This window comes from Kribbella sp. NPDC051770, assembly GCF_040681455.1.
Lineage (GTDB): Bacteria > Actinomycetota > Actinomycetes > Propionibacteriales > Kribbellaceae > Kribbella.
On sequence record NZ_JBFAYT010000006.1, the window covers coordinates 176,271 to 195,573 of the forward strand.

A 19,303-nucleotide genomic window follows, 5' to 3' on the forward strand; every position below is an offset into this window, starting at 1 on the left:
TCCTCTGCTGATCCGATGAATGAGTCCGTGGCGCGAACCACGGATCACACTCGAAGCACGCAGAGCTGAGGCAGAGAAGGCGAGTCCCACCAGACCCGGACGGCGGGCGCTGTTGCCCGGACTGCAGCTCCCGAACGCCGAGCGACGGTCACCAGCCGAAGCACAGCGATCCCCAGCAGCAACCCGATGCCAACGAGCAGCCCGTCGCACCCGACGACCAGGTGCCCGTCGTGCGAAGGCGCCGGCGCGAGCGCCTGCTCGCCTTCGGCGTGAACGACGGCCACGGGCGCTGCGCTGAGTTCGGACGCCCGAAACGCGTCATGATCCGCCAGCCCGTGCAGCACCAAGAACCCGAGCAGCACGCCGAGCAGCATCAGCACACGCGACCACCGCGCGGCTGGGTTCACGCCTGACGTGTCCATCGCGGACACCCTAGCCGTGCGGTGGTGACGCGATCGGCCGGTCAGCCGTCCAGCTTGCGGGCCGCGACCGCCTGCGCGTGCTCGAACGCCGGCGCCATCTCGTCGATCTGCTTCTTGGTCTGGCCCTGACGTGCCGCGACCTCTGCCCAGCGAGAGGTCGCACGGCTCACCTCGGCGGCGATGCCCAGCGCCTCGGACGGCGTGAGGCGGAAGAGTTCAGCGACCTCGAGTGCGAGCTCGATGCTTGCGTCGGTCTCGTCCTCGTTGATCGCCGTCGCCAGGTACTTCGCACCCGGTGAAGGATCGGGGTTGAGGTCGAACGCCGGCGACAGCGTCCACGCGTTGTAAGCACGGACGAAGCCGTGGTTGCGCAGATGGTCGTCCACGTTGGAGATCAGGACCGAGAAGACGATCCGCCTCCACAGGTCCCGCAGCTCGGCCGTGGCGGCGGCAGAGCGCTCCTCGATCGCCGACCCGATGTCCAGGTAACTTCCGGTGTCGCCGTCCCGGGCCTCCAGCATCGTCATCGCGCTGATGTACCCGATCCGCTGCGTGCCCGCCCGGTCGAACCGGTCGATGACGTGCACGTCGCGCCCCGAGATCGTCAGCAATCGCGACCGCGGCACCGCGATCCCCGCCGCGGTCGCGAGATCGAAGGCGATCTTCTCCCAGGCCATCACGTTCCAGGAGTCCGCCCGGCTGGGGAACTTCGCGATCGCGATCGTCCCGTCGTCGGTCCTGACGTGCGCCTTCGGTCGGGCACCGCCGAGCGAACTGCCGGCGCGGACGAGCCGGCGAACCTCGGTCAGGTCGGCATCGTCGTTCTCGGTGCGGGCTGCGAGGTTCAGCAGTTCGGGCAAGTCGGTGAGCGCCGGTACGCCGGTGGTGTCGTCGGCGATGAAGTCGCGGGTGCCCGGCAGGGCGTATCGGAGCGCACCCTGGCGCAGGTCGTCCCGGACGCCCAGGAGATAGCTGAACTCACTCAGCGTCCGAGGAGTTGAGCCGGCTGTCCGTGCCCGCTGTCGTTCCGCTTTGGTGATCAGGGCCTTGCCCCAGCGATCCGGCGAACTGTCGGCGAACGAGTGGAAGATCGGAACGCCGACCGCTGTGTGCAGCGCCCCGGCGACGCGCGGCAGCGCCGGTTCGAGATCGTACGACCGAGGGTTGGCCAGGTACGCGGCGTCGTACAGAAAGGTCGCCGACTCGGCGCCGCGACCGTAGTGAGAATTGAGATGCCCGGCGAGCAGATCCGTCCCGTCGACCTGGACCCAGACGTCGACCCGCGACGGCAGCGGCTCACCGGTCGCCGCGATCGTCCGTTCGGCCCTCCGGTCACCCCGCGGCATCGGTCCGCCCCTTCGGACGGCGAACGCGCTGCGGCAGCTCCTGGTCAGCACGCAGGCGCCCGACGTCGGAGCTGTACGGATCGAGGGAGGCGACGAGCAGATCCATCACACCCAGGGCTCTGGCCACGCGCAGCGTGTTCTCCAAACTGGCCCCCGCACCGGACTCGAGCCGCTGCAGCGTGGCCCGGGAAATCCCGGCCCGGTCCGCGACCTGCCCGGACGTCAGCTGCTGAAGACGGCGCCAGGTCGCCAGATGCACGCCGGTCTGCGCCAGGGCGCGACTGACCGGGGCGGGGGTGGGACGAGTCTCGGCCATGATGATCTCCCGGATTTAGCGACTCATATTTGACACACTAACACACTTAAGGATGCAAATATGAGGCATAAGACCGATCTGCTATCTAGTGGCGAACCGTCGGGGGCCGCGCGCCAGCGCCCACTCCCGCGCGAGCGCCCACTCCACTCCGCGCGTCAGCGCGGCACCCGGCGCGTAGTTGGCCGCGTGGGGAAAACAGCAGCTACTTGTCGATGTCCCCGACCACGAAGAACATGCTGCCCAGGATCGCGATCATGTCGGCGACGATGGTGTTGGGGAGCATTTCGGGGAGGACCGAGATGTTGTTGAAGCTCGCGGAGCGGAGTTTCAGGCGCCAGGGGGTTTTGTCGCCGCGGGAGACCAGGTAGTAGCCGTTGATGCCGAGGGGGTTTTCGGTCCAGGTGTAGGTCTGGCCCTCGGGGACTTTCAGGATCTTGGGGAGGCGGACGTTGACGGGGCCGGCGGGCATGGAAGCGAGCCGGTCGAGGCAGGCGTCGACGAGGTCGAGGGAGATCTTGACCTGGTCCAGCAACAGCGCGAAGCGGGCGTAGCAGTCGCCTTCGGAGCGGGTGACGACGCGGAGGACGCCGTCGCGGAGCAGTTCGTCGTACGCGAGGTAGGGCTCGTCGCGGCGGAGATCGGCGTCGACGCCGGAGGCGCGGGCGATCGGGCCGGTCACGCCGTACGACGCGATCAGCTCGGGGGAGAGGCGCCCGACGCCGACCGTCCGGGCCCGGAAGATCTCGTTGCCCAGGACAAGGTTCTCGATGTCGGGAAGCCGCTCGCGGACAGCCTTCGAGGCGGCGGCGGTGCGGCCGAGCCAGCCGTACGGGAGGTCTTCCTTGAGGCCGCCGACGCGGTTGAACATGTAGTGCATCCGCCCGCCGGACAGCTCCTCGAGCACCGACTGGATGGTCTCGCGCTCGCGGAAAGCGTAGAAGACGGGCGTGATGGCGCCGAGCTCGAGCGGGTAGGAGCCGAGGAACATCAGGTGGTTGAGGACCCGGTTCAGCTCGGCGAGCAGGGTGCGCATCCAGACGGCGCGGACGGGGACCTCGAGGCCCATCATCCGTTCGACGCCCATCACGACGCCGAGCTCGTTGGAGAACGCCGAGAGCCAGTCGTGCCGGTTGGCCAGCACGATGATCTGGCGGTAGTCGCGGACCTCGAAGAGTTTCTCGGCGCCGCGGTGCATGTAGCCGATGATGGGTTCGCAGCCGACGATGCGTTCGCCGTCGAGGGTCAGCCGCAGCCGCAGGACGCCGTGCGTGGCGGGGTGCTGCGGGCCGATGTTGAGCACCATGTCGGTGGTCGGCAGGTCGGACCCGCTGCCCGTCCCGCCACGCTCGTACGCCGGGTCGAACCCAACCGCTCCGGCGCCGATTCCGACCACAGATTCCGCACTCATACCCCCTATCGTGACAGGCTTGGTGCGTGGACGACCTCTTCGCACCTTCGGATGTCAGTTGGACGCCGGTCTCGCCGAAGCTCGCTGCGGTGCGGCGGGTGACTGCCGCGATCCTGTGCGGGGTGGTCGCGGTCGCCGGGCTGGTGCCGCTCGGGTTGATGCTGAGCTGGCTGTACGGCGGGTTGTGGGTGCTCCTGGTCGCGGCGGTGTTCGGGTGGTCGTGGGTGCTGATCGGGCGCAACCAGCGGTCCTGGAAGTACGCCGAGCGCGAGGACGAGCTGCTGGTCAGCCACGGGATCATGTTCCGCCAGCTGGTCGTCGTACCGTACGGGCGGATGCAGTTCGTGGATGTCGCGGCGGGGCCGCTGGAGCGGTCGTACGGGATCGCGACGGTGGAGCTGCACACGGCGACGCCGGCGACGGACGCGAAGATCCCCGGGCTGCACCCGGACGAGGCGAGCCGTCTGCGTGACCGCCTCTCCGCCCTCGGCCAGGCCCAGGCGTGGGGCCTGTGACCGAATCAGAGGAGCAGGCTCCGACAACGCCTCTCACCGAACGTGAGGGCGACCGCCTCCACCCCCTCACCCCCTTCGTCAAAGGCTGGGGGTACTTCGTCGTCGCCGCCTTCGCGATGGCCAACAACGAAGGCCTGCGCAGCAACCTCACGATCGCCGGGATCGCGCTCGGCGCGGTCCTGGTCGGCGGGATGCTGCTCGGCGCGCTGTCCTGGTGGTTCACCAAGTGGCAGCTCACCGACGAGGCGATCCGGGTCGACAGCGGGTTCCTCTTCCGCCGGACCCGCATCATCCGCTTCGACCGGATCCAGGCGATCGACGTCGCACAGCCCTTCGTCGCGCGGCTGTTCAACATGGCCGAGCTGCGGATGGACGTCGCGGGCGGGAGCCGCAGCGACGGGAAGCTGAGCTACTTCACGTCCGAGGAGGCCGCGAAGCTGCGCGGCATCCTGCTGGTCCGCGCCAAGGGCGAGCAGGCGGCCGAGGAGACGCTCGAGGCGCAGGAGTACGAGCCGCCGCCGATCCTGGTGGTTCCGACCGGCCGCCTGCTCGGCGCGACGATCCTGTCGTCGACGGTGCTCGGTAGCCTCGCCGGTCTGGTCTGGCTGATCGTGGCGACGACGGTGCTGGAATTCCACGTCGGTCTGTTCGCCGGTCTGCCGCTGCTGCTCGGTGTGGTGCAGCCGATCTGGAAGCAGGTCGTCGGCAACCACAAGTTCACGCTGGTCGAGAGCCGTGACGGCCTGCGCACCAAGCGCGGCCTGTTCGACCTGCAGCGCCAGACCGTCCCGCCGGGCCGGGTGCAGGGCCTGCTGATCACCGAGCCGATCATCTGGCGCCGGCTGGGCTGGTCCCGGGTGGACCTGGACATCGCGGGTGTGGCCGGCGGCGTCTCGGCCGACGAGGAGGACCAGAACGGCATCCAGTTGCTGCCGGTGGGCGAGCGCAACGAGGTCGCCGGCGTACTCAACCGCGTCCTGCCCGGCTTCGACCTGTCGGCCATCGAGATGCATCACGCACCGAGCCGTGTGAAATGGCTACGCCCGGTCGGCTGGCGTTACCTGGCGTACGGCGCTGACGACCAGGTCCTGGTCACCCAGCGCGGCTGGATCAGCCGCAAGACCTCAGTGGTCCTCCACCACAAGACCCAGTCGGTCCGCGTCCAGCAGGGCCCGCTGCAGCGCCGCCTGCGGATCGCCAACGTCCACGTCGACACCCCGCTCGGCCCGACCGACGCCGTCGCGCTCCACCGGGATGTGGCCGACGCAGCTCACCTGCTGGAAGCTCAGACCACCAGAGCCCGCGAAGCACGCCGTACGACGTCTGGGCCGCTCCCTGTCCACACCCAGCCGAACGCGCCGAGTCCGGCGGGGTCCAGCAGCTCTGCGGCCTCTCCGGCGGACGAGAGCTCGGCTACGTAGCGCTGGGGGTCGCTGCTGGCCAGGGCGTGGTCGGGACGGGCTGCTGAGACTCCCAGCGCCAGCAACGCGTCTCGCTGGGTGGTGATCGTGCCGCCGAGGGAGTCGAGGGCTACGTGGGCGGTGATGTCGCAGGAGCCGTCCAGGACTGGCTCGCACTCGCGGCCGTGGCGGAAGCCGGTCAGCGTCCCGTACGGCGGCCTGCTGCTCCGCAGGTGCCCGTAGTCGATTGCTACTGCCAGGCCGTCGTCCAGCCGGTCCAGTACGCCGGACCAGGCGCTGTCGCGGGTGGTGCCGATCTCCGCCCGGTCACCGGGCTCGGCCAGCGGCCACCAGGTGTTGAGCCAGGCGCGCTCGTTGCCCTCGACAACCGGGCCGAGGGACAGGTCCTCCAGCACGTACCGGGGGACGCCGGAGTCGTCCAGCTCGGCTACGGCGCACGGGACGTTGTCGAGCCACTCGTTGGCGATCACCAGGCCGCTCAGCGTGGAGGGGAGCTCGTCGTCGAGCTCGATGCCGGTGACGGCCAGGTCAGGGGCTAGCTGACGCACAGCGGCGCCCAGCTCGCCGGAGCCGGAGCCGATGTCGGTGAGGTGGTCGGCGCCGATCTCACGCGCCAGGCGGACCAGTGCGCCGGCGAAGAGGGGAGATGCGTGCACTGAGGTGCGGAAGTGCGCAGCAGGGCGCTCACGCCGGTAGAAGCCGTCAGGACCGTAGAGAGCGTCCTCCCAGGCTCGGTGGTAGCTACGCACGAGCACCCAGCGGCACCGAGCCGATCAACTGCCACACGCTGTCGTCGCCCTCCCGCCAGATCGTCAGGTCATCCAGCCGCACCGAAGGCGGCGGAGCAGCCGCCAGCGCCTCCTCCGCCTCGGCGACCACCGCCGGACCGCCCTGCGCCGACGACGAGATCGTCAGATGCGGATGCGGTTCCATGTGCTCACCCCCGTACGGCGGGCACTCCGGGAACGCGAACAGCACCGCGTTGACCAGGGCAAGCACCTCGTCGTACGGCTCCGGCATCAGCCACGTCGTACCGTTCGGAAACTGCCCAGCTGCCGAGAACGACAGCTCGAACGGCGCCACGTCCGCCACGGCCTCGGTCAGCCGCTGCACGTCCTCCGGCGACGGGTCCTGCACCCACGGCACCAGCACGCTCACGTGCGGCGGCACCAGCGCGCTCAGCGGCAGCTCCGGCCGCGCGGACGAGTACGAGACCGACCGCCACCGCTCGGTGAACCCGGCGAGCTCCGGTACGGCGATCAGGATCGCGGTCAGTCCGGTCGGCTCCGCCCAAGGAGATCTGCTCACCCGCTCATGCTCCCACCTGTGACGCACGACTCGACCACATCCCACCGATCCGCCGTACCCTGGTCCGCAACCGCACCAATCGTCTGGTACCCGGCAACGGGACTGGAACGTAGAGAGTGGACATGGAACGCATCGGCATCATCGGAGCCGGGCGGGCCGGTAGCGCCTTGGGAGCAGCCTTGGCGGCGGCCGGACACCCCGTGACCGGCGTCAGCGCGCGCTCGCGAGCATCGCTCGACCGGGCCGCCCTCCTGCTCCCGCACGTCCCCGTGCTCCCACCTGACCAGGTCACCGCGGCAGCGGATGTCGTGCTGCTCGCCGTACCGGACGACGTGATCGGAGCGGTCGCGGCGACGTTGCCGCTGACTCCCGACCAGTACGTCGTACACCTGTCGGGTGCACACGGCCTCAAACCGCTGCAAGGCACCAGAGCGACTCCGGTCGCTCTGCACCCGCCGATGACGTTCCCAGGCGGCCCTGTCGACCTGACCGGAGTGGTGTTCACCGCCACCGCTCCTGCCGACGCTGTGGCGTTCGTCGAGCGCCTGGTCAAGCAGCTCGGCGCGGCAGTCCAGTGGGTCGCCGAGGAGCAGCGCGCGCTCTACCACGCCGGTCTGGTGCACGGCGCGAACCACCTGATGACGCTGGTCGTGCAGGCGTCCGAGACGCTCCGCGCGGCCGGTGTCGCGGATCCCGCGGCGGCACTTCGGCCGCTGCTGACCGCAACCCTCGACAACGCGCTGCGGTCCGGTCATGATGCGCTCACCGGGCCGATCTCGCGCGGTGACGTGGACACGGTGGCAGCCCACCTCGCCGTACTGGACAGCCGGACGGCGAGCACGTACGCCGATCTGGCCGGGGCGACGGTGGAACGGGTGACGGAGGACGGGCGGATCGACGGCGGGACGGCCGCACGGTTCGCCGAGCTGTTGAAGCGGCACCGGACAGGGGAGGCACCGCGATGAGACTCACCCAGACGAAGGCCGAGCTGCGCGCCGCGACGGCGGTCCGGCCGCGCGCGGTCGTGATGACGATGGGCGCGCTGCACGACGGCCACGCCGCGCTGCTCGCCGAGGCTCGCGAGCGGGTCGGGCCCGAGGGCAGCGTGCTGCTGACGATCTTCGTGAACCCGTTGCAGTTCGGGCCGACCGAGGACTTCGACCGGTACCCGCGGACGCTGGCCAGCGACCTGGCGATCGCCAAGGCCGAGGGCGTCGACCTGGTCTTCAACCCGTCCCGCGACGAGCTCTACCCGAACGAGCCGTCGATCACCGTGCACCCGGGGCCGCTGGCCGACGAGCTGGAGGGACAGGTCCGCCCGGGGCACTTCGGCGGCGTCCTGACGGTGGTCGCGAAGATGCTGCACCTGACCTCGCCGGATCTCGCGCTGTTCGGCGAGAAGGACTACCAGCAGCTCACGCTGATCCGCGAGATGGTCTGCGACCTCGACTGGGACGTCGACATCGTCCCGGTCCCGACGGTCCGCGAGCCCGACGGGCTGGCGCTGTCGTCGCGCAACCGCTACCTCGACGAGACCGAGCGTGACGAGGCGCTGGTCCTGTACCGGGCGCTCACCGCGGGCGCGAAGGCCGGCATGAACGGACCGGACGCCGTACTGGCGGCCGCGCACGCGGAGCTGGAGGCGGTCCCGTCGGTGAAGATCGACTACCTGGCGCTCAGAGCGCCGGATCTCGGGCCGGTGATCGGCCCCGGCGAGGCCCGGATGCTGATCGCCGCACGCGTCGGCGCGACCCGTCTCATCGACAACATTTCCATCACCCTCCGATGAAAACCATTGATACGGTCAACGAATGACTGCACCCGCCGTCCCACAACGGCTCGCTGCGCCCGCGCCCGGCTGGACCGACACCGTGGACGTGGTGGTGATCGGGTCGGGGATCGCCGGGCTCACCGCCGCGTTGAGGCTGCGGGAGCTCGGGTCCGTGCTGGTGGTGACCAAGGACGTCGTCGCCTCCGGCTCGACGCAGTGGGCGCAGGGCGGGATCGCGGCCGCGCTCGACCCGGAGGACTCGCCCGAGGAGCACCTGCAGGACACGCTGGTCGCGGGCGCCGGGTTGAGCGATCCGGCCGCCGTACGGGCGCTGGTGACCGAGGGACCGGACGCCGTACGGGATCTGATCGAGCTCGGAGCCGTGTTCGACAAACTCGCCGACGGTGACCTCTCGCTGACCCGCGAAGGCGGGCACCACCGCAACCGGATCGCCCACGCCGGCGGTGACGCGACCGGCGCCGAGATCGAGCGCGCGCTGGTCGCCGCCGTGAAGCGCGCCGACGACATCCGGATCATCGAGCACGCGCTCGTCCTCGACCTGCTGCAGGACGCGTCCGGCGCGGTCGCCGGCGTCACGCTGCACGTGATGGGCGAGGGGCAGCTCGACGGCGTCGGTGCGATCCGCAGCCGCGCCGTCGTACTGGCCTCCGGTGGTCTCGGTCAGCTGTACGCCGCCACGACGAACCCGAGCGTCTCGACCGGCGACGGGATGGCGCTCGCGCTGCGCGCCGGGGCGAAGGTGCGGGACCTGGAGTTCATCCAGTTCCACCCGACCGTGCTCTGGCTCGGCAAGGGTGCGAAAGGCCAGCAGCCGTTGGTCTCCGAGGCCGTCCGCGGCGAGGGCGGGTTCCTGGTCGACCACGAGGGCAACCGGTTCATGCAGGGGCAGCACGAGCTCGCCGACCTGGCCCCCCGCGACATCGTGGCCAAGGCGATCATGCGTCAGATGCTTGCTACCGGCAAGGATCACATGCTGCTCGACGCGCGGCACTTCGGTGACGAGAAGTGGCGCGTCCGGTTCCCGACCATCCTGGCCTCCTGCCGCTCGCACGGCATCGACCCGGTCCGGGAGCTGATCCCAGTCGCGCCCGCCTGCCACTACTCCTCCGGCGGCGTCTGGACCGACCTGGACGGCCAGACCTCCGTACCGGGCCTGTACGCCTGCGGCGAGGTCGCCTGCACCGGCGTCCACGGCGCCAACCGGCTCGCCTCCAACTCGCTGCTCGAAGGCCTCGTCTTCGCCCGCCGGATCGCCGCCGCGCTGGCCGAGAACCTGCCCGACCTGCGCGAACCGGCCGCGGACGGTAGGGTTCCCGGCTTGGTGGACGCAGACGTCGTACCGCAGCTGCAACGGGTGATGACGGTCGGTGCCGGAGTGATCCGGAGCGCGACCGGGCTCGCCGACGCCGGCGACCGGCTCGGCGCACTGATCGAGCAGCCCGCGGGCGAACCCGGTACGCCGGGCTGGGAAGCCACCAACCTGGTCACCGTCGCGTCCGCCCTGGTCGCGGCGGCCACGGCCCGCGAGGAGAGCCGTGGCTCGCACTGGCGTGAGGACCACCCGGATCGCGACGACGCACAGTGGTCGGGCAATCTGGACCTCACGCTGCCGGGCGAGGGAACCACCGCCCGGCCGGCCACGGCCTTCGTGGCGCTGAAGGAAGCATCGGAGGGGAAGTAGCGACATGGATGACACGCTCGACAAGCGGTGGGTCGAGGACCTCGTCCGGGCCACCATCGAGGAGGACCTGGCCGGCGGTGTCGATGTCACCACCACGGCCACCGTCGACGAGGCGCAGGTCTCGGTCGCCGAGCTGGTGGCGCGGGCCGACGGCGTCGTCGCCGGGCTGGAGATCGCCGAAATGGTGATCCGGATCGTCGCCGGCAGCGACGAGGTCGAGGTGGAGCACTCGGTCACCGACGGGACGCAGGTCAAGGCCGGCGCCGTCCTGATGACCGTGCGCGGCAAGACCCGCAAGCTGCTCACCGCCGAACGCACGATGCTCAACCTGGTCTGCCACCTGTCCGGGGTCGCGTCGCTGACCCGGCGCTGGGTGGACGAGGTCGAGGGCACCGGAGCGGTGATCCGCGACACCCGCAAGACGATGCCGTTGCTGCGCTCGCTGGAGAAGTACGCCGTCCGGTGCGGTGGCGGCAGGAACCACCGGATGGGCCTGTCCGACGCGGCGCTGATCAAGGACAACCACGTGATCGCGGCCGGCGGCGTCGCCGAGGCGTTCCGGCTGGTCCGCAAGGCCTACCCGGAGATCGCGGTCGAGGTCGAGGTGGACTCGGTCGAGGACGCGCTGATCGCGCTCGAGTCCGGCGCGGACCTGATCCTGCTCGACAACATGGAGATCGACCAGCTCCGCGACGCGGTCGAGAAGATCGCCGGGCGGGCACGGCTGGAGGCGTCCGGTGGGTTGACGCTGGACGTCGCCCGCAAGGTCGCCGAGACCGGCGTCGACTTCCTGGCCGTCGGTGCGCTGACGCACTCGGCGCCTGTTCTGGACATCGCGCTGGATCTCCAGGAAGCCTGACCCATGTTGCTGGCCGTCGCCGTCGAGAACAGCCGGACCCTGGTCGGGCTGGTCTTCGAGGGCACCGTCAAGCGGTACTGGTGGGTGGGCACCGACTCCCGCCGTACCGCTGACGAATGGGCGGTCCTGCTCGAGGGTTTGCTGGCCGGCGAGACGCCGGTGTCGGGCGTCGCGGTCTGCTCCGCCGTACCGCACGTGCTGCACGAGCTGCGGGACGTCGTGTCGCGGTACTACCGCGACGTGCCGAGCGTCGTGGTCGAGCCCGGCGTGAAGACCGGCCTGCCGGTGCTGGTCGACAACCCGCGCGAGGTCGGCACCGACCGGATCGCCAACGCGCTCGCCGCGGTCAACCGGTACGGCGCGCCGTGTGTCGTCGTCGACATCGGTACGGCGACCACCGTCGACCTGGTCAACCCGGCGGGTGCGTTCGTCGGCGGATCGATTGCCCCAGGCATCGAGACGGCGACTGATGCCCTGGGTGAGCATGCGGCTCAGCTGCGACGGGTCGAGCTGACGCGTCCGCGGGCCGCCGTCGCGAAGAACACTGTCGAGGCGTTGCAGTCAGGCGCGATCTTCGGCTTCACCGCTCTGGTCGACGGGCTGGTGACCCGGATCCTGACCGAGCAGGGCCTGGTCCCGGGCGAGGTCCCGGTCGTGGCGACCGGCGCGCTGGCACCGCTGATCGTGCCGGAGTCCGCGCTGATCACCCAGCACGAGCCGTTCCTGCCGCTGCTCGGCCTCGATCAGGCGTTCACCCGGAACCACTGACGTACGACCGCTCCAGCGCGAGCGCCAGTCGTCGCAGCCAGTGCTCGGCGTCGCCCTCCACGTTCGGGTACTCGTCCGCGAAGTTGCGCCAGTCGACCTCCAGGGCGAGCACGGTCAGCGGGCTGAACTCCTCGCCGTCCAGCAGCGTGCGGATGAGCGCCGGTGAGATGTCGGTGCGTTCGGCGAGCAGTACGGCGTCGTACAGGTCTTTGCCCTGGGGGTAGAGGTCGCTGGTGAGCCAGAGGAGCTTCCAGCCGAGTGACAGTTCGGGGGTGGCTGTCAGCAGGTGGCCGCTGCCGATCGGGAGCCGCTCCGGCAGGATCGGGAGCTCCTCGTTGAAGACGAAGTCGAGCTGGATGGTGCCGTCGCCGGCGTACGGGAAGACCAGGCGGCGGCCGGGGACGCGGTCGTAGGTCCAGATCTCGTCGCGCGCGACCTCGTCGGCTTTGAGCCCTGGGCCCGGGTCGGCGGCGACCAGGGCGATCACGTCGTCGAGCAGGCGCGGGTCGTCGGCGGAGATCGACTGCGGGACGACGACGAAGTCGAGGTCGCCGGGCTCGCGGGCCTCGTCGCCGAACCAGGCGCGCAGGGTGACGCTGCCGCGGAGTACGAGGTGGTCGGCCCACTGCGAGGTCGCGATCAGGCCGAGGAGGTGGTCGATCACCTCCTGGCGGGTGGTCCGCCAGCGGGCTTGCGCGTCCGGGTCGATGAAGCGCGGGCGGCCGGCGCGGTAGGCGTTGCTGTAGTGCTGCAATGAGGGGTCGAAGGCCGCGCGGTGCTGGTATTCGGGGGCCTGGGGCAACGGTTTGTACGTCGCGGGGTAGTCCTCGGAGCCTTCTGGTGCGTGGCGGTGCTGGTCCTCGTAGGAGTCGGCGTGCTGGTCGATCGTCGTCAGCCAGCCCGCGTCGAGCGCGAGGGCGCTGTCGTGGACGACGTACTCCTCCTCGGTCTCGAGGATCCGGTGACGAGCGGCCCGCAGGTCGGCGACCAGCGCTTCGAGCCGGGCGTGGGCGGTGGTTCTGCCGACTCCGAAGCAGCGCTGGGTCACGAACCGCTCGTGCCGCCCCTCGGCCAGGTGGCGGCGGGCGTTGCGCGACAGCCGCGCGCCGTGGCGCTCGGCGAGCTCGGTGAGGGCGATCGTCTGCGCCACCGTGAGCTCGTCGAGCAGCAGCTTCACGTGGTGCTCGAAGTACAGCGCGGGATCCGCGTCGGCGTCCCCGACCGGTACGCCGGCGTTCCACGGCGCCGCCTCGATCTTCACCCGGACGGGGTACAAGCTGAGCCGCGAGACCCGCTCGTCCCACCGCTCGGCCTCGGCCCGGACCTCGGCGAGCGTGCCGCGAGCCGGGATGGTCAGCATCGGCTGCTGGCGGTGCCGGCCACGGTCGAGCTCGATGTCGCTGAACTTCACACCGTGCCGCTCCGCCAGCAGCTGCAGTCGGTCGGCCTGCGTCGAGTAGCCGGTCAGGTGGATCTCGAAGTCGCCGAAGTAGTCGGGCACCGGGGAACGATCTCACGCCGCGTCACCGCAGGTCACCGGGTTTCGGGCCTTGTGTGCGGGCGGCAACAGTCGCATATTGAGAAATGCGCGGCTCCCGGGCGGGGTCCGGGCCGGAGGGTGGGGACTTTTCCGGCCGACGGCCGCGCGGATCCGGGGGAGGATCAGATGAAATCGGTCTACCGGTGGCTCGCGCTGCTGATCGGGGTCGGCGTCCTGGTGCAGGCGATGGCGATCGCGCTCGGGTGGTTCACCGCGCTCAAGGACATGGACGGCGGGCTGGTGATCGACAAGAACTACGAGGGCAACTTCGGGCACGCCCTGCACGGCATCGTCGGCTCGATGGTGATCCCGCTGCTCGCGCTGGCGCTGCTGATCGTCTCGTTCTTCGCGCATGTCGCGGGCGGCGTGAGGTGGGCGCTGTACGTCGTCGGGCTGGTGGTGCTGCAGATCGCGCTCGCGTTCGTGTCGTTCGGCGTACCGGCGGTGGGCGCGCTGCACGGGGCGAACGCGCTGGCGCTGCTGGCGGTCGCGGGGATCGCGGGCCGCCGGGCGGCGACCCGTACGGAGGCACCGGCCGCCGCGGACGCCAACATCTAGATGCCTGAAGCAACGAGTTCGCCGCCGGAACGATCCCGGCGGCGGCTCGTGCTCGCTCTTGCCGCAACCGTCGCGATCCTCGCGCCGATCATCTTCTTCTGGCAGCAGAGCCTGATCCCGAACGACCTCTCCCCGATGGACATGGGGTACGCCGACTTCGGCGGCGGGCCGACGACCACCGCACACTCGGGCCACGGCCGCGACCTCGCGTCCTTCTCCGTCCCGGCCGACCGCAAGGCCGACGTCCTCGTCGACCTGACCGCCCGCAAGGAGCAGATCCCGATCGAGGGCCGCGCCCCGGTCGACGGCTACACCCTCAACCACACTTCACCCGGCCCGCAGATCACCGCGAAACAAGGCCAACTCGTCCAGGTCACCCTGCACAACGAGTCCGTCCCCGACGGCGTGACCCTGCACTGGCACGGCGTCGACGTCCCGCCGGCCGAGGACGGCGTCGCGGGGGTCACCCAGGACGCGGTGCTCCCCGGCCAGACCTTCGTCTACAAGTTCGTCGCCGTCGACGCCGGCACCTACTGGTACCACTCGCACCAGGTCTCCCACGAGCAGGTCGCCAAAGGCCTGTACGGCGTACTGGTCATCTCGCCGACACCGCAAGACGTGATCGCCGCCATGCACACCTACGACAAGCTCCGCACCGTCAACGGCCAGTACGGCGAACGCCGCGTCGACGCCCGGCCCGGCGCCACGCTCCGCGTCCGCCTGATCAACACCGACAACGGCCCGATGGCCGCGTGGGTCGACGGTACGGCGTACAAGGTGGTCGCCGTCGACGGCACTGACCTGAACCAACCTTCACCCGTCGAAAACAAGTCGATCCTCGTCACTGCGGGCGGAAGAATCGACCTCGAACTCACCGTCCCCCAAGGATCCGCCGTCAGGATCGGCCTCGGCGGCGGCCCGACCACGCTCGTGATCGGCGCCGGCACCGCACCCCAGGCCGGCGAACCGCGTGACCGTGTCGACCTGCTCAGCTACGGCGTACCGAAGCCCCTGGCGTTCGACCCGGCCAAGGCGACCAGGCACTTCGAGTACCGGATCGGCCGCCGCCCCGGCTTCTTCGACGGCCGCCCCGGCCTGTGGTGGACGATCAACGGCCACCAGCTCCCGAACGTCCCGATGTTCATGGTCTCCGACGGCGACGTCGTCCGGATGACCGTCCGCAACACCTCCGGCCAGGTGCACCCGATGCACCTGCACGGCCACCACGTCGTCGTCCTCAGCCGCGACGGCGTCGCCGCGACCGGCAGCCCCTGGTGGGTCGACTCGCTGAACGTCGAGGACGACGAGACCTTCGAGATCGCCTTCGTCGCCGACAACCCCGGCCTCTGGATGGACCACTGCCACAACCTCCAGCACGCGGCCCAGGGCCTGGTCACCCACCTGATGTACGCCGGCGTCACCAGCACCTTCCACACCGGCGGTGCCCACGGCAACAAACCGGAGTGACCCCGATCGCTTTGCAACAACCTGCAACTTTGTTGCCAATCCTGTCTCCATTCGTGAAGAATGCGCTGGCTGGGCCGTGGGGGAACATGGCCCTCTTCACCCTGGGGACACCTCTTGAAGCGCCTCGCCACCGCCCTGCTCTGCGGCGCCCTGCTCGCCACCGCCGTCACCACACCCGCGCACGCCGCCGACCCGGCACCGACCAACGTGCGGATCGCCTGGAAGGACTCGACGTACCAGCAGGTCCTGGTGAGCTGGGACGAGGAGGGTTCACAGCCCAACCGGGTCGTCCTGCACCGTCAGGGACAGCCCATCGTCGAGCAGCAGGTGCTGGTGGCGGCGGACGCACCGAACGCGGTGGACATTCCGGCTCGTTACCTCCCGAGCCTGCAGGTCAGGCAGATCGGCGTCTCGGCCGGCAGCAGCCCGATCGCGTTGTCCCGCGAGTTCGACACCCAGCAGGCACCGGCGCCGGTGCCGATCTCGAACACCATCGGCACGGGCAACGCCGTGACTGTCCGGTGGCGCGCCGCCAGCGTGGCGGACGGTACGCCGGGCGACCCGCTCGACGTCACGGCGCCACCGCGGTTCCAGGTCAACTCCCAGGTCGACGGTACGAACGTCGACCTCGGCGGACCGAGCACCGCGACCCAGCTGACGGTGACCCCGCCGGCGAAGTTCTACGCCCTGCAGGTGCGACAGCTCACCGAGTGGGGTTCCGGTCCGGTCGTGGCGGCCCTCAAGGCGAACCGAAGCGCTCCCACCCTGCGCGCTCCCGCCTGGGCCCGCTACGAGGACCTGCTGACGCTCACCGGGACCGTCACCGGGACCGACGGGCGAACGGTGATCCTGCAGGCCCGCAACACACCGGCCAGTCCCTGGTACGTCGTCACGACGACGCACTCCACCGGTAACTACTCCTTCGACCTGGTGCGTCCCGGTGTGCGTGAGTACCGGGTGCAGGTCCCGAACGCTGTGATCGGCACCGCGGTGTGGTTCGGCGCCTACAGCCCGATCGCCACCACGAAGATCCAGCTGAACACCTACGGCATCTTCCAGGCGGGCCCGATCCGGAAGGGACAGATGGGCGACGCGCACGTCACCGTGAACCCCCGGCCGACACCACGGCAGTCCTGCAGCGCTGGAACGGCAAGACCTGGACGACCGTCGGCCCGGTCACGGTGCGCGCGGGCCGGGGCGTCGGCCACGTCCGCGCCGTCACCGCCGGCCGGGTCGCCTACCGCTACTACGTCCCGTCCGTCACCTACCGGGGCGCCACCTACCAGGCGGCGTACTCGCCGAACTTCGTCCTCACCACGAGCTGAACAGGCATCCATGAGAATCCTCCCTGCCCTCGTCGTCACCGGCGGCCTCGTCGCCTCGGTGCTCGTCGCCTCCCCGGCCCACGCCGTGGAGCCGGCGCCGACCAACGTCAAGCTCAGCTGGAAACCGAACGCGGTGGGCCAGATCGTGCTGAGCTGGGACGAGGCCGCGCCGGTCGCGAACGTCATCTCGCTGCGTCAGCGCGGTTCGACCAAGGTGTACCGGTCCTGGTCGACGACCGCCGAGCAGCCGAACTCGATCGACCTGTCGACCTTCGCCGTCTCCGGGAACTACTCCGGGATGAGTGACGACCTCCCGCTGGAGCTCGCCGTGTCGGCGGGGTCGGACGGTCCCGAGGCGCTCTCCCCGGGCTTCGACGCGGACGTCCCGGCCGTTCCGCAGCGAGTCTCGTCGACGCTGGCCGCGTCCGGCGCGATGACCGTGAAGTGGAAGTCGCCGCCGCTGACCGACCTGACGCCGAACGACCCGCTCGACCTGAACTCGCCGATCACCTACCAGGCGGGGTACGACGCGGCCGGATACTCCAAGATCAAGATCGGTGGACGGACCACCGCGACGCAGCTGACCTACACGCTGCGATCGGCGCACACTCTGTGGGTCGACGCCTACAACGAGTGGGGCAGCGCCAGCGCCTACAACTTCCTGTCCACGCACCCGACGACCGTGACCGCGAAGGTCCCGGCCTGGGCCGTCTACAACCGGGCCTCGACGATCACCGGGTCCTACGCGCCGGCGTACGAGTCGCGGCAGATCGTGCTGCAGGCCCGGAACACGTCGACCAGCGCGTGGTACACGGTCAGCTCGGGCAAGTTCAGCAACGGCAAGTTCTCGTTCCCGTTCGGGACCGGCGGCAGCCGTCAGTACCGGGTGGTGGCGCCGGCCACGTGGTTCGGCAGCTCGCTCGCGTACCAGGGGGTGAGCGCGACCTCGTCGTCGACCACGCAGCTCGACGTGTTCGGCTTCTTCGTCTCGCCGCAGCTCGGCACCTACGACCGGAACACCGCCGGTGTCTACGTCTACCCGAAGGCGAACACCACCGCCACGTTGCAGCGCTGGAACGGCAAGGCGTGGACGACGGTCGGACCGGTCGCGGTGCGCGGCGGCACCGGCAAGGGCTACATCATCGCGACCAAGCCCGGCCGGACGGCGTACCGGTACTACGTGCCCGCCACGATGTACGGCGGCACCCGGTTCGCGGCGGCGTACACGAACACCTTCGTGAACAACATCATCCCGGGGATGGCCGGCCCCTGCCTGCCGTCGCAGGGATGCCACTACTCGACCGGTCCTCGCTGAAAGGCGTTGCTGTGCTGAAGAAGCTGACTCCGCTCGCTGTCGCCGCCGGTCTGCTCGGTTCGGTGCTGACGGCCACCGAAGCCGCCGCGGCCGACCCGGCGCCGAGCGCGGTGATGGTGGCGTGGAAGGACTCGACCCACGAGGTCGTCCGGGTGACCTGGACCGACGCGGGCGACCTGCCGAACAAGGTGGTGGTGCGGCCGGTGGGCGGGACGAAGACCGCGCTCCCGGTGTTCGTCCCGGCGGGAGCCGCGAACGTGGTCGACTACCCGGCGACCAGGCTGCAGGCGGTGGCCGAAACGCTGCAGATCGAGGTGGCGGCCGGGGAGACCGGCCCGGCGGGTGTCTCGCCGCGGTTCGACACCACACCGGCCGTGCCGGTCTCGAAGGTCTCGGCGACGATGTCGGGCAGCAGCGCACTGCGGGTGGAGTGGAAGCCGCTCCCCGTCTCCGGCACGGACTCGACGCCCAACGACCCGCTCGACCTCACCGCCACGACGCTGTACACGCCGCGAATCGTTGCCGGAGGCAAGATCACTGACCTCGCCGCGGCGTCGGCGGCGACCGCGATCAGCTTCACCGGACCGCCGCCGCCGTACCGGTTCGAGGTCGTCGCCACCAACGAGTGGGGATCGTTCAGCAGCGATCTGGTGCGGGCCGAACCCAGCAGGCTGACGGCGGTCATCCCGGCGTGGGCGAAGGCCGCCTCGCCGCTGTCGGGACCCGCCATCACCGGGACGTTCGGCGGCGACCGCGCTCAGGTGATCCTGCAGGCCAGGACCACGGCGAGCAGTCCGTGGTCCGTCGTCGCCTCGCAGCCGAACTACGACGGCACCTACCGCTTCGACCTCGGCGCCTCGGGGTCGCGGCAGTACCGCGTCCAGGTGCCCAACCGCGCGGACGACCGCAGCAACGTCGTGTACTTCGGCGGCTTCAGCCAGGCTCAGACGACGACGATCCAGGTCAACCCCTACGACGTGCGCTGGATGCCGACCACGGTCAAGCGCGGCCAGACCGCGACGGCTCTCCTGTCGAGCTCGCCGGCGGCGAACTACACGGCGATCCTGCAGCGGTGGACCGGGAAGACCTGGAGCACGGTCGGACCCGTCACCACGGCCACCGGGCTCGCCCGTGGGTACGTCAAGGGCGGCGCCCTCGGCCGCGTCGCGTATCGCTACTACGTGCCGGCGATGACGGTGAAGGGCCTTCCGTACGCCGCGGCCTACTCCGCGAACTTTGTCCTCACCACCGTGGCCTGAGGC

Annotated in this window: 17 protein-coding genes and 1 pseudogene; 11 read left to right on the forward strand and 7 right to left on the reverse strand. The window is 70.1% G+C overall.

Features of this window, described 5'->3' with window-relative positions; translation table 11 throughout:
* Positions 1-44: 44 nt before the first annotated feature.
* The 4 genes from AB0M01_RS21190 to AB0M01_RS21205 all read right to left on the reverse strand — a co-directional run bounded on the left by AB0M01_RS21190 (position 45) and on the right by AB0M01_RS21205 (position 3,492).
* Positions 45-422: a DUF6153 family protein gene (locus tag AB0M01_RS21190; protein WP_363671943.1), complete on the reverse strand. Its 378-nt coding sequence runs from the start codon at positions 420-422 to the stop codon at positions 45-47.
* A gap of 41 nt (positions 423-463) precedes the next feature.
* Positions 464-1,768, reverse strand: a complete 1,305-nt coding sequence (locus AB0M01_RS21195; protein WP_363671945.1) for a HipA domain-containing protein — start codon at positions 1,766-1,768, stop codon at positions 464-466.
* Positions 1,755-2,084, reverse strand: a complete 330-nt coding sequence (locus tag AB0M01_RS21200) for a helix-turn-helix transcriptional regulator (protein ID WP_363671947.1) — start codon at positions 2,082-2,084, stop codon at positions 1,755-1,757. Before AB0M01_RS21200 ends, AB0M01_RS21195 begins: the two co-directional genes overlap by 14 nt.
* A gap of 202 nt (positions 2,085-2,286) precedes the next feature.
* Positions 2,287-3,492, reverse strand: coding sequence for an NADH-quinone oxidoreductase subunit D (locus tag AB0M01_RS21205; protein WP_363671949.1), 1,206 nt, complete (start codon positions 3,490-3,492; stop codon positions 2,287-2,289).
* Positions 3,493-3,518: 26 nt separating this feature from the next.
* Between AB0M01_RS21205 and AB0M01_RS21210 the strand changes: the two genes are divergently transcribed.
* Positions 3,519-4,007 carry a PH domain-containing protein gene (locus AB0M01_RS21210; RefSeq protein ID WP_363671951.1) on the forward strand — a complete coding sequence of 163 codons (489 nt, stop codon included), beginning with the start codon at positions 3,519-3,521 and terminating at the stop codon, positions 4,005-4,007.
* Between the two features lie 191 nt (positions 4,008-4,198).
* Positions 4,199-5,278: pseudogene (locus AB0M01_RS21215) on the forward strand (PH domain-containing protein); the annotation flags it as partial.
* Between the two features lie 14 nt (positions 5,279-5,292).
* Here AB0M01_RS21215 and AB0M01_RS21220 read toward each other — a convergent pair.
* A complete protein-coding gene (locus AB0M01_RS21220; protein WP_363671953.1) occupies positions 5,293-6,183 on the reverse strand; it encodes an SAM-dependent methyltransferase in 891 nt (296 codons plus the stop codon).
* On the reverse strand, positions 6,170-6,736 hold the full coding sequence (locus AB0M01_RS21225; RefSeq protein ID WP_363671955.1) for a 2'-5' RNA ligase family protein: 567 nt from the start codon (positions 6,734-6,736) through the stop codon (positions 6,170-6,172). Before AB0M01_RS21225 ends, AB0M01_RS21220 begins: the two co-directional genes overlap by 14 nt.
* Before the next feature lie 122 nt (positions 6,737-6,858).
* Here AB0M01_RS21225 and AB0M01_RS21230 point away from each other — a divergent pair, with 122 nt between their 5' ends.
* Genes AB0M01_RS21230 through AB0M01_RS21250 form a run of 5 tightly spaced genes read left to right on the forward strand, consistent with a single transcriptional unit; the run spans position 6,859 to position 11,836 of the window.
* Entirely contained in the window at positions 6,859-7,701 is an 843-nt protein-coding gene (locus AB0M01_RS21230) for a Rossmann-like and DUF2520 domain-containing protein (RefSeq protein WP_363671957.1), read from the forward strand.
* Positions 7,698-8,525, forward strand: coding sequence for a pantoate--beta-alanine ligase (gene panC, locus AB0M01_RS21235; RefSeq protein WP_363671959.1), 828 nt, complete (start codon positions 7,698-7,700; stop codon positions 8,523-8,525). The genes AB0M01_RS21230 and panC overlap by 4 nt, the downstream gene beginning before the upstream one ends.
* Before the next feature lie 22 nt (positions 8,526-8,547).
* Entirely contained in the window at positions 8,548-10,209 is a 1,662-nt protein-coding gene (locus AB0M01_RS21240) for an L-aspartate oxidase (protein WP_363671961.1), read from the forward strand.
* 4 nt (positions 10,210-10,213) lie between these two features.
* Complete coding sequence (gene nadC / locus AB0M01_RS21245) at positions 10,214-11,068, forward strand: carboxylating nicotinate-nucleotide diphosphorylase (protein ID WP_363671963.1); 855 nt, start codon at positions 10,214-10,216, stop codon at positions 11,066-11,068.
* Between the two features lie 3 nt (positions 11,069-11,071).
* Positions 11,072-11,836, forward strand: coding sequence for a type III pantothenate kinase (locus tag AB0M01_RS21250; RefSeq protein ID WP_363671965.1), 765 nt, complete (start codon positions 11,072-11,074; stop codon positions 11,834-11,836).
* Here AB0M01_RS21250 and AB0M01_RS21255 read toward each other — a convergent pair.
* Entirely contained in the window at positions 11,820-13,337 is a 1,518-nt protein-coding gene (locus tag AB0M01_RS21255) for a nucleotidyl transferase AbiEii/AbiGii toxin family protein (protein ID WP_363671967.1), read from the reverse strand. The two genes, AB0M01_RS21250 and AB0M01_RS21255, sit on opposite strands and share 17 nt — an antisense overlap.
* Positions 13,338-13,502: 165 nt before the next feature.
* Between AB0M01_RS21255 and AB0M01_RS21260 the strand changes: the two genes are divergently transcribed.
* The 4 genes from AB0M01_RS21260 to AB0M01_RS21275 all read left to right on the forward strand — a co-directional run bounded on the left by AB0M01_RS21260 (position 13,503) and on the right by AB0M01_RS21275 (position 19,300).
* Entirely contained in the window at positions 13,503-13,934 is a 432-nt protein-coding gene (locus tag AB0M01_RS21260; protein WP_363671969.1) for a hypothetical protein, read from the forward strand.
* Positions 13,935-15,401: a multicopper oxidase family protein gene (locus AB0M01_RS21265; protein ID WP_363671971.1), complete on the forward strand. Its 1,467-nt coding sequence runs from the start codon at positions 13,935-13,937 to the stop codon at positions 15,399-15,401.
* A 114-nt stretch (positions 15,402-15,515) separates the two neighbouring features.
* Positions 15,516-18,041 carry a hypothetical protein gene (locus tag AB0M01_RS21270; protein WP_363671973.1) on the forward strand — a complete coding sequence of 842 codons (2,526 nt, stop codon included), beginning with the start codon at positions 15,516-15,518 and terminating at the stop codon, positions 18,039-18,041.
* A complete protein-coding gene (locus AB0M01_RS21275; RefSeq protein ID WP_363671975.1) occupies positions 18,014-19,300 on the forward strand; it encodes a hypothetical protein in 1,287 nt (428 codons plus the stop codon). The genes AB0M01_RS21270 and AB0M01_RS21275 overlap by 28 nt, the downstream gene beginning before the upstream one ends.
* Positions 19,301-19,303: the final 3 nt, after the last annotated feature.

Bases quoted from the DNA above. Each gene is read 5' to 3' on its own strand.
- AB0M01_RS21190 (WP_363671943.1), bottom strand. From the start codon at position 422: ATGGACACGTCAGGCGTGAACCCAGCCGCGCGGTGGTCGCGTGTGCTG.
- AB0M01_RS21195 (WP_363671945.1), bottom strand. From the start codon at position 1,768: ATGCCGCGGGGTGACCGGAGGGCCGAACGGACGATCGCGGCGACCGGT.
- AB0M01_RS21200 (WP_363671947.1), bottom strand. From the start codon at position 2,084: ATGGCCGAGACTCGTCCCACCCCCGCCCCGGTCAGTCGCGCCCTGGCG.
- AB0M01_RS21205 (WP_363671949.1), bottom strand. From the start codon at position 3,492: ATGAGTGCGGAATCTGTGGTCGGAATCGGCGCCGGAGCGGTTGGGTTC.
- AB0M01_RS21230 (WP_363671957.1), top strand. From the start codon at position 6,859: ATGGAACGCATCGGCATCATCGGAGCCGGGCGGGCCGGTAGCGCCTTG.
- panC (WP_363671959.1), top strand. From the start codon at position 7,698: ATGAGACTCACCCAGACGAAGGCCGAGCTGCGCGCCGCGACGGCGGTC.
- AB0M01_RS21240 (WP_363671961.1), top strand. From the start codon at position 8,548: ATGACTGCACCCGCCGTCCCACAACGGCTCGCTGCGCCCGCGCCCGGC.
- nadC (WP_363671963.1), top strand. From the start codon at position 10,214: ATGGATGACACGCTCGACAAGCGGTGGGTCGAGGACCTCGTCCGGGCC.
- AB0M01_RS21250 (WP_363671965.1), top strand. From the start codon at position 11,072: ATGTTGCTGGCCGTCGCCGTCGAGAACAGCCGGACCCTGGTCGGGCTG.
- AB0M01_RS21260 (WP_363671969.1), top strand. From the start codon at position 13,503: ATGAAATCGGTCTACCGGTGGCTCGCGCTGCTGATCGGGGTCGGCGTC.
- AB0M01_RS21265 (WP_363671971.1), top strand. From the start codon at position 13,935: ATGCCTGAAGCAACGAGTTCGCCGCCGGAACGATCCCGGCGGCGGCTC.
- AB0M01_RS21275 (WP_363671975.1), top strand. From the start codon at position 18,014: ATGCCACTACTCGACCGGTCCTCGCTGAAAGGCGTTGCTGTGCTGAAG.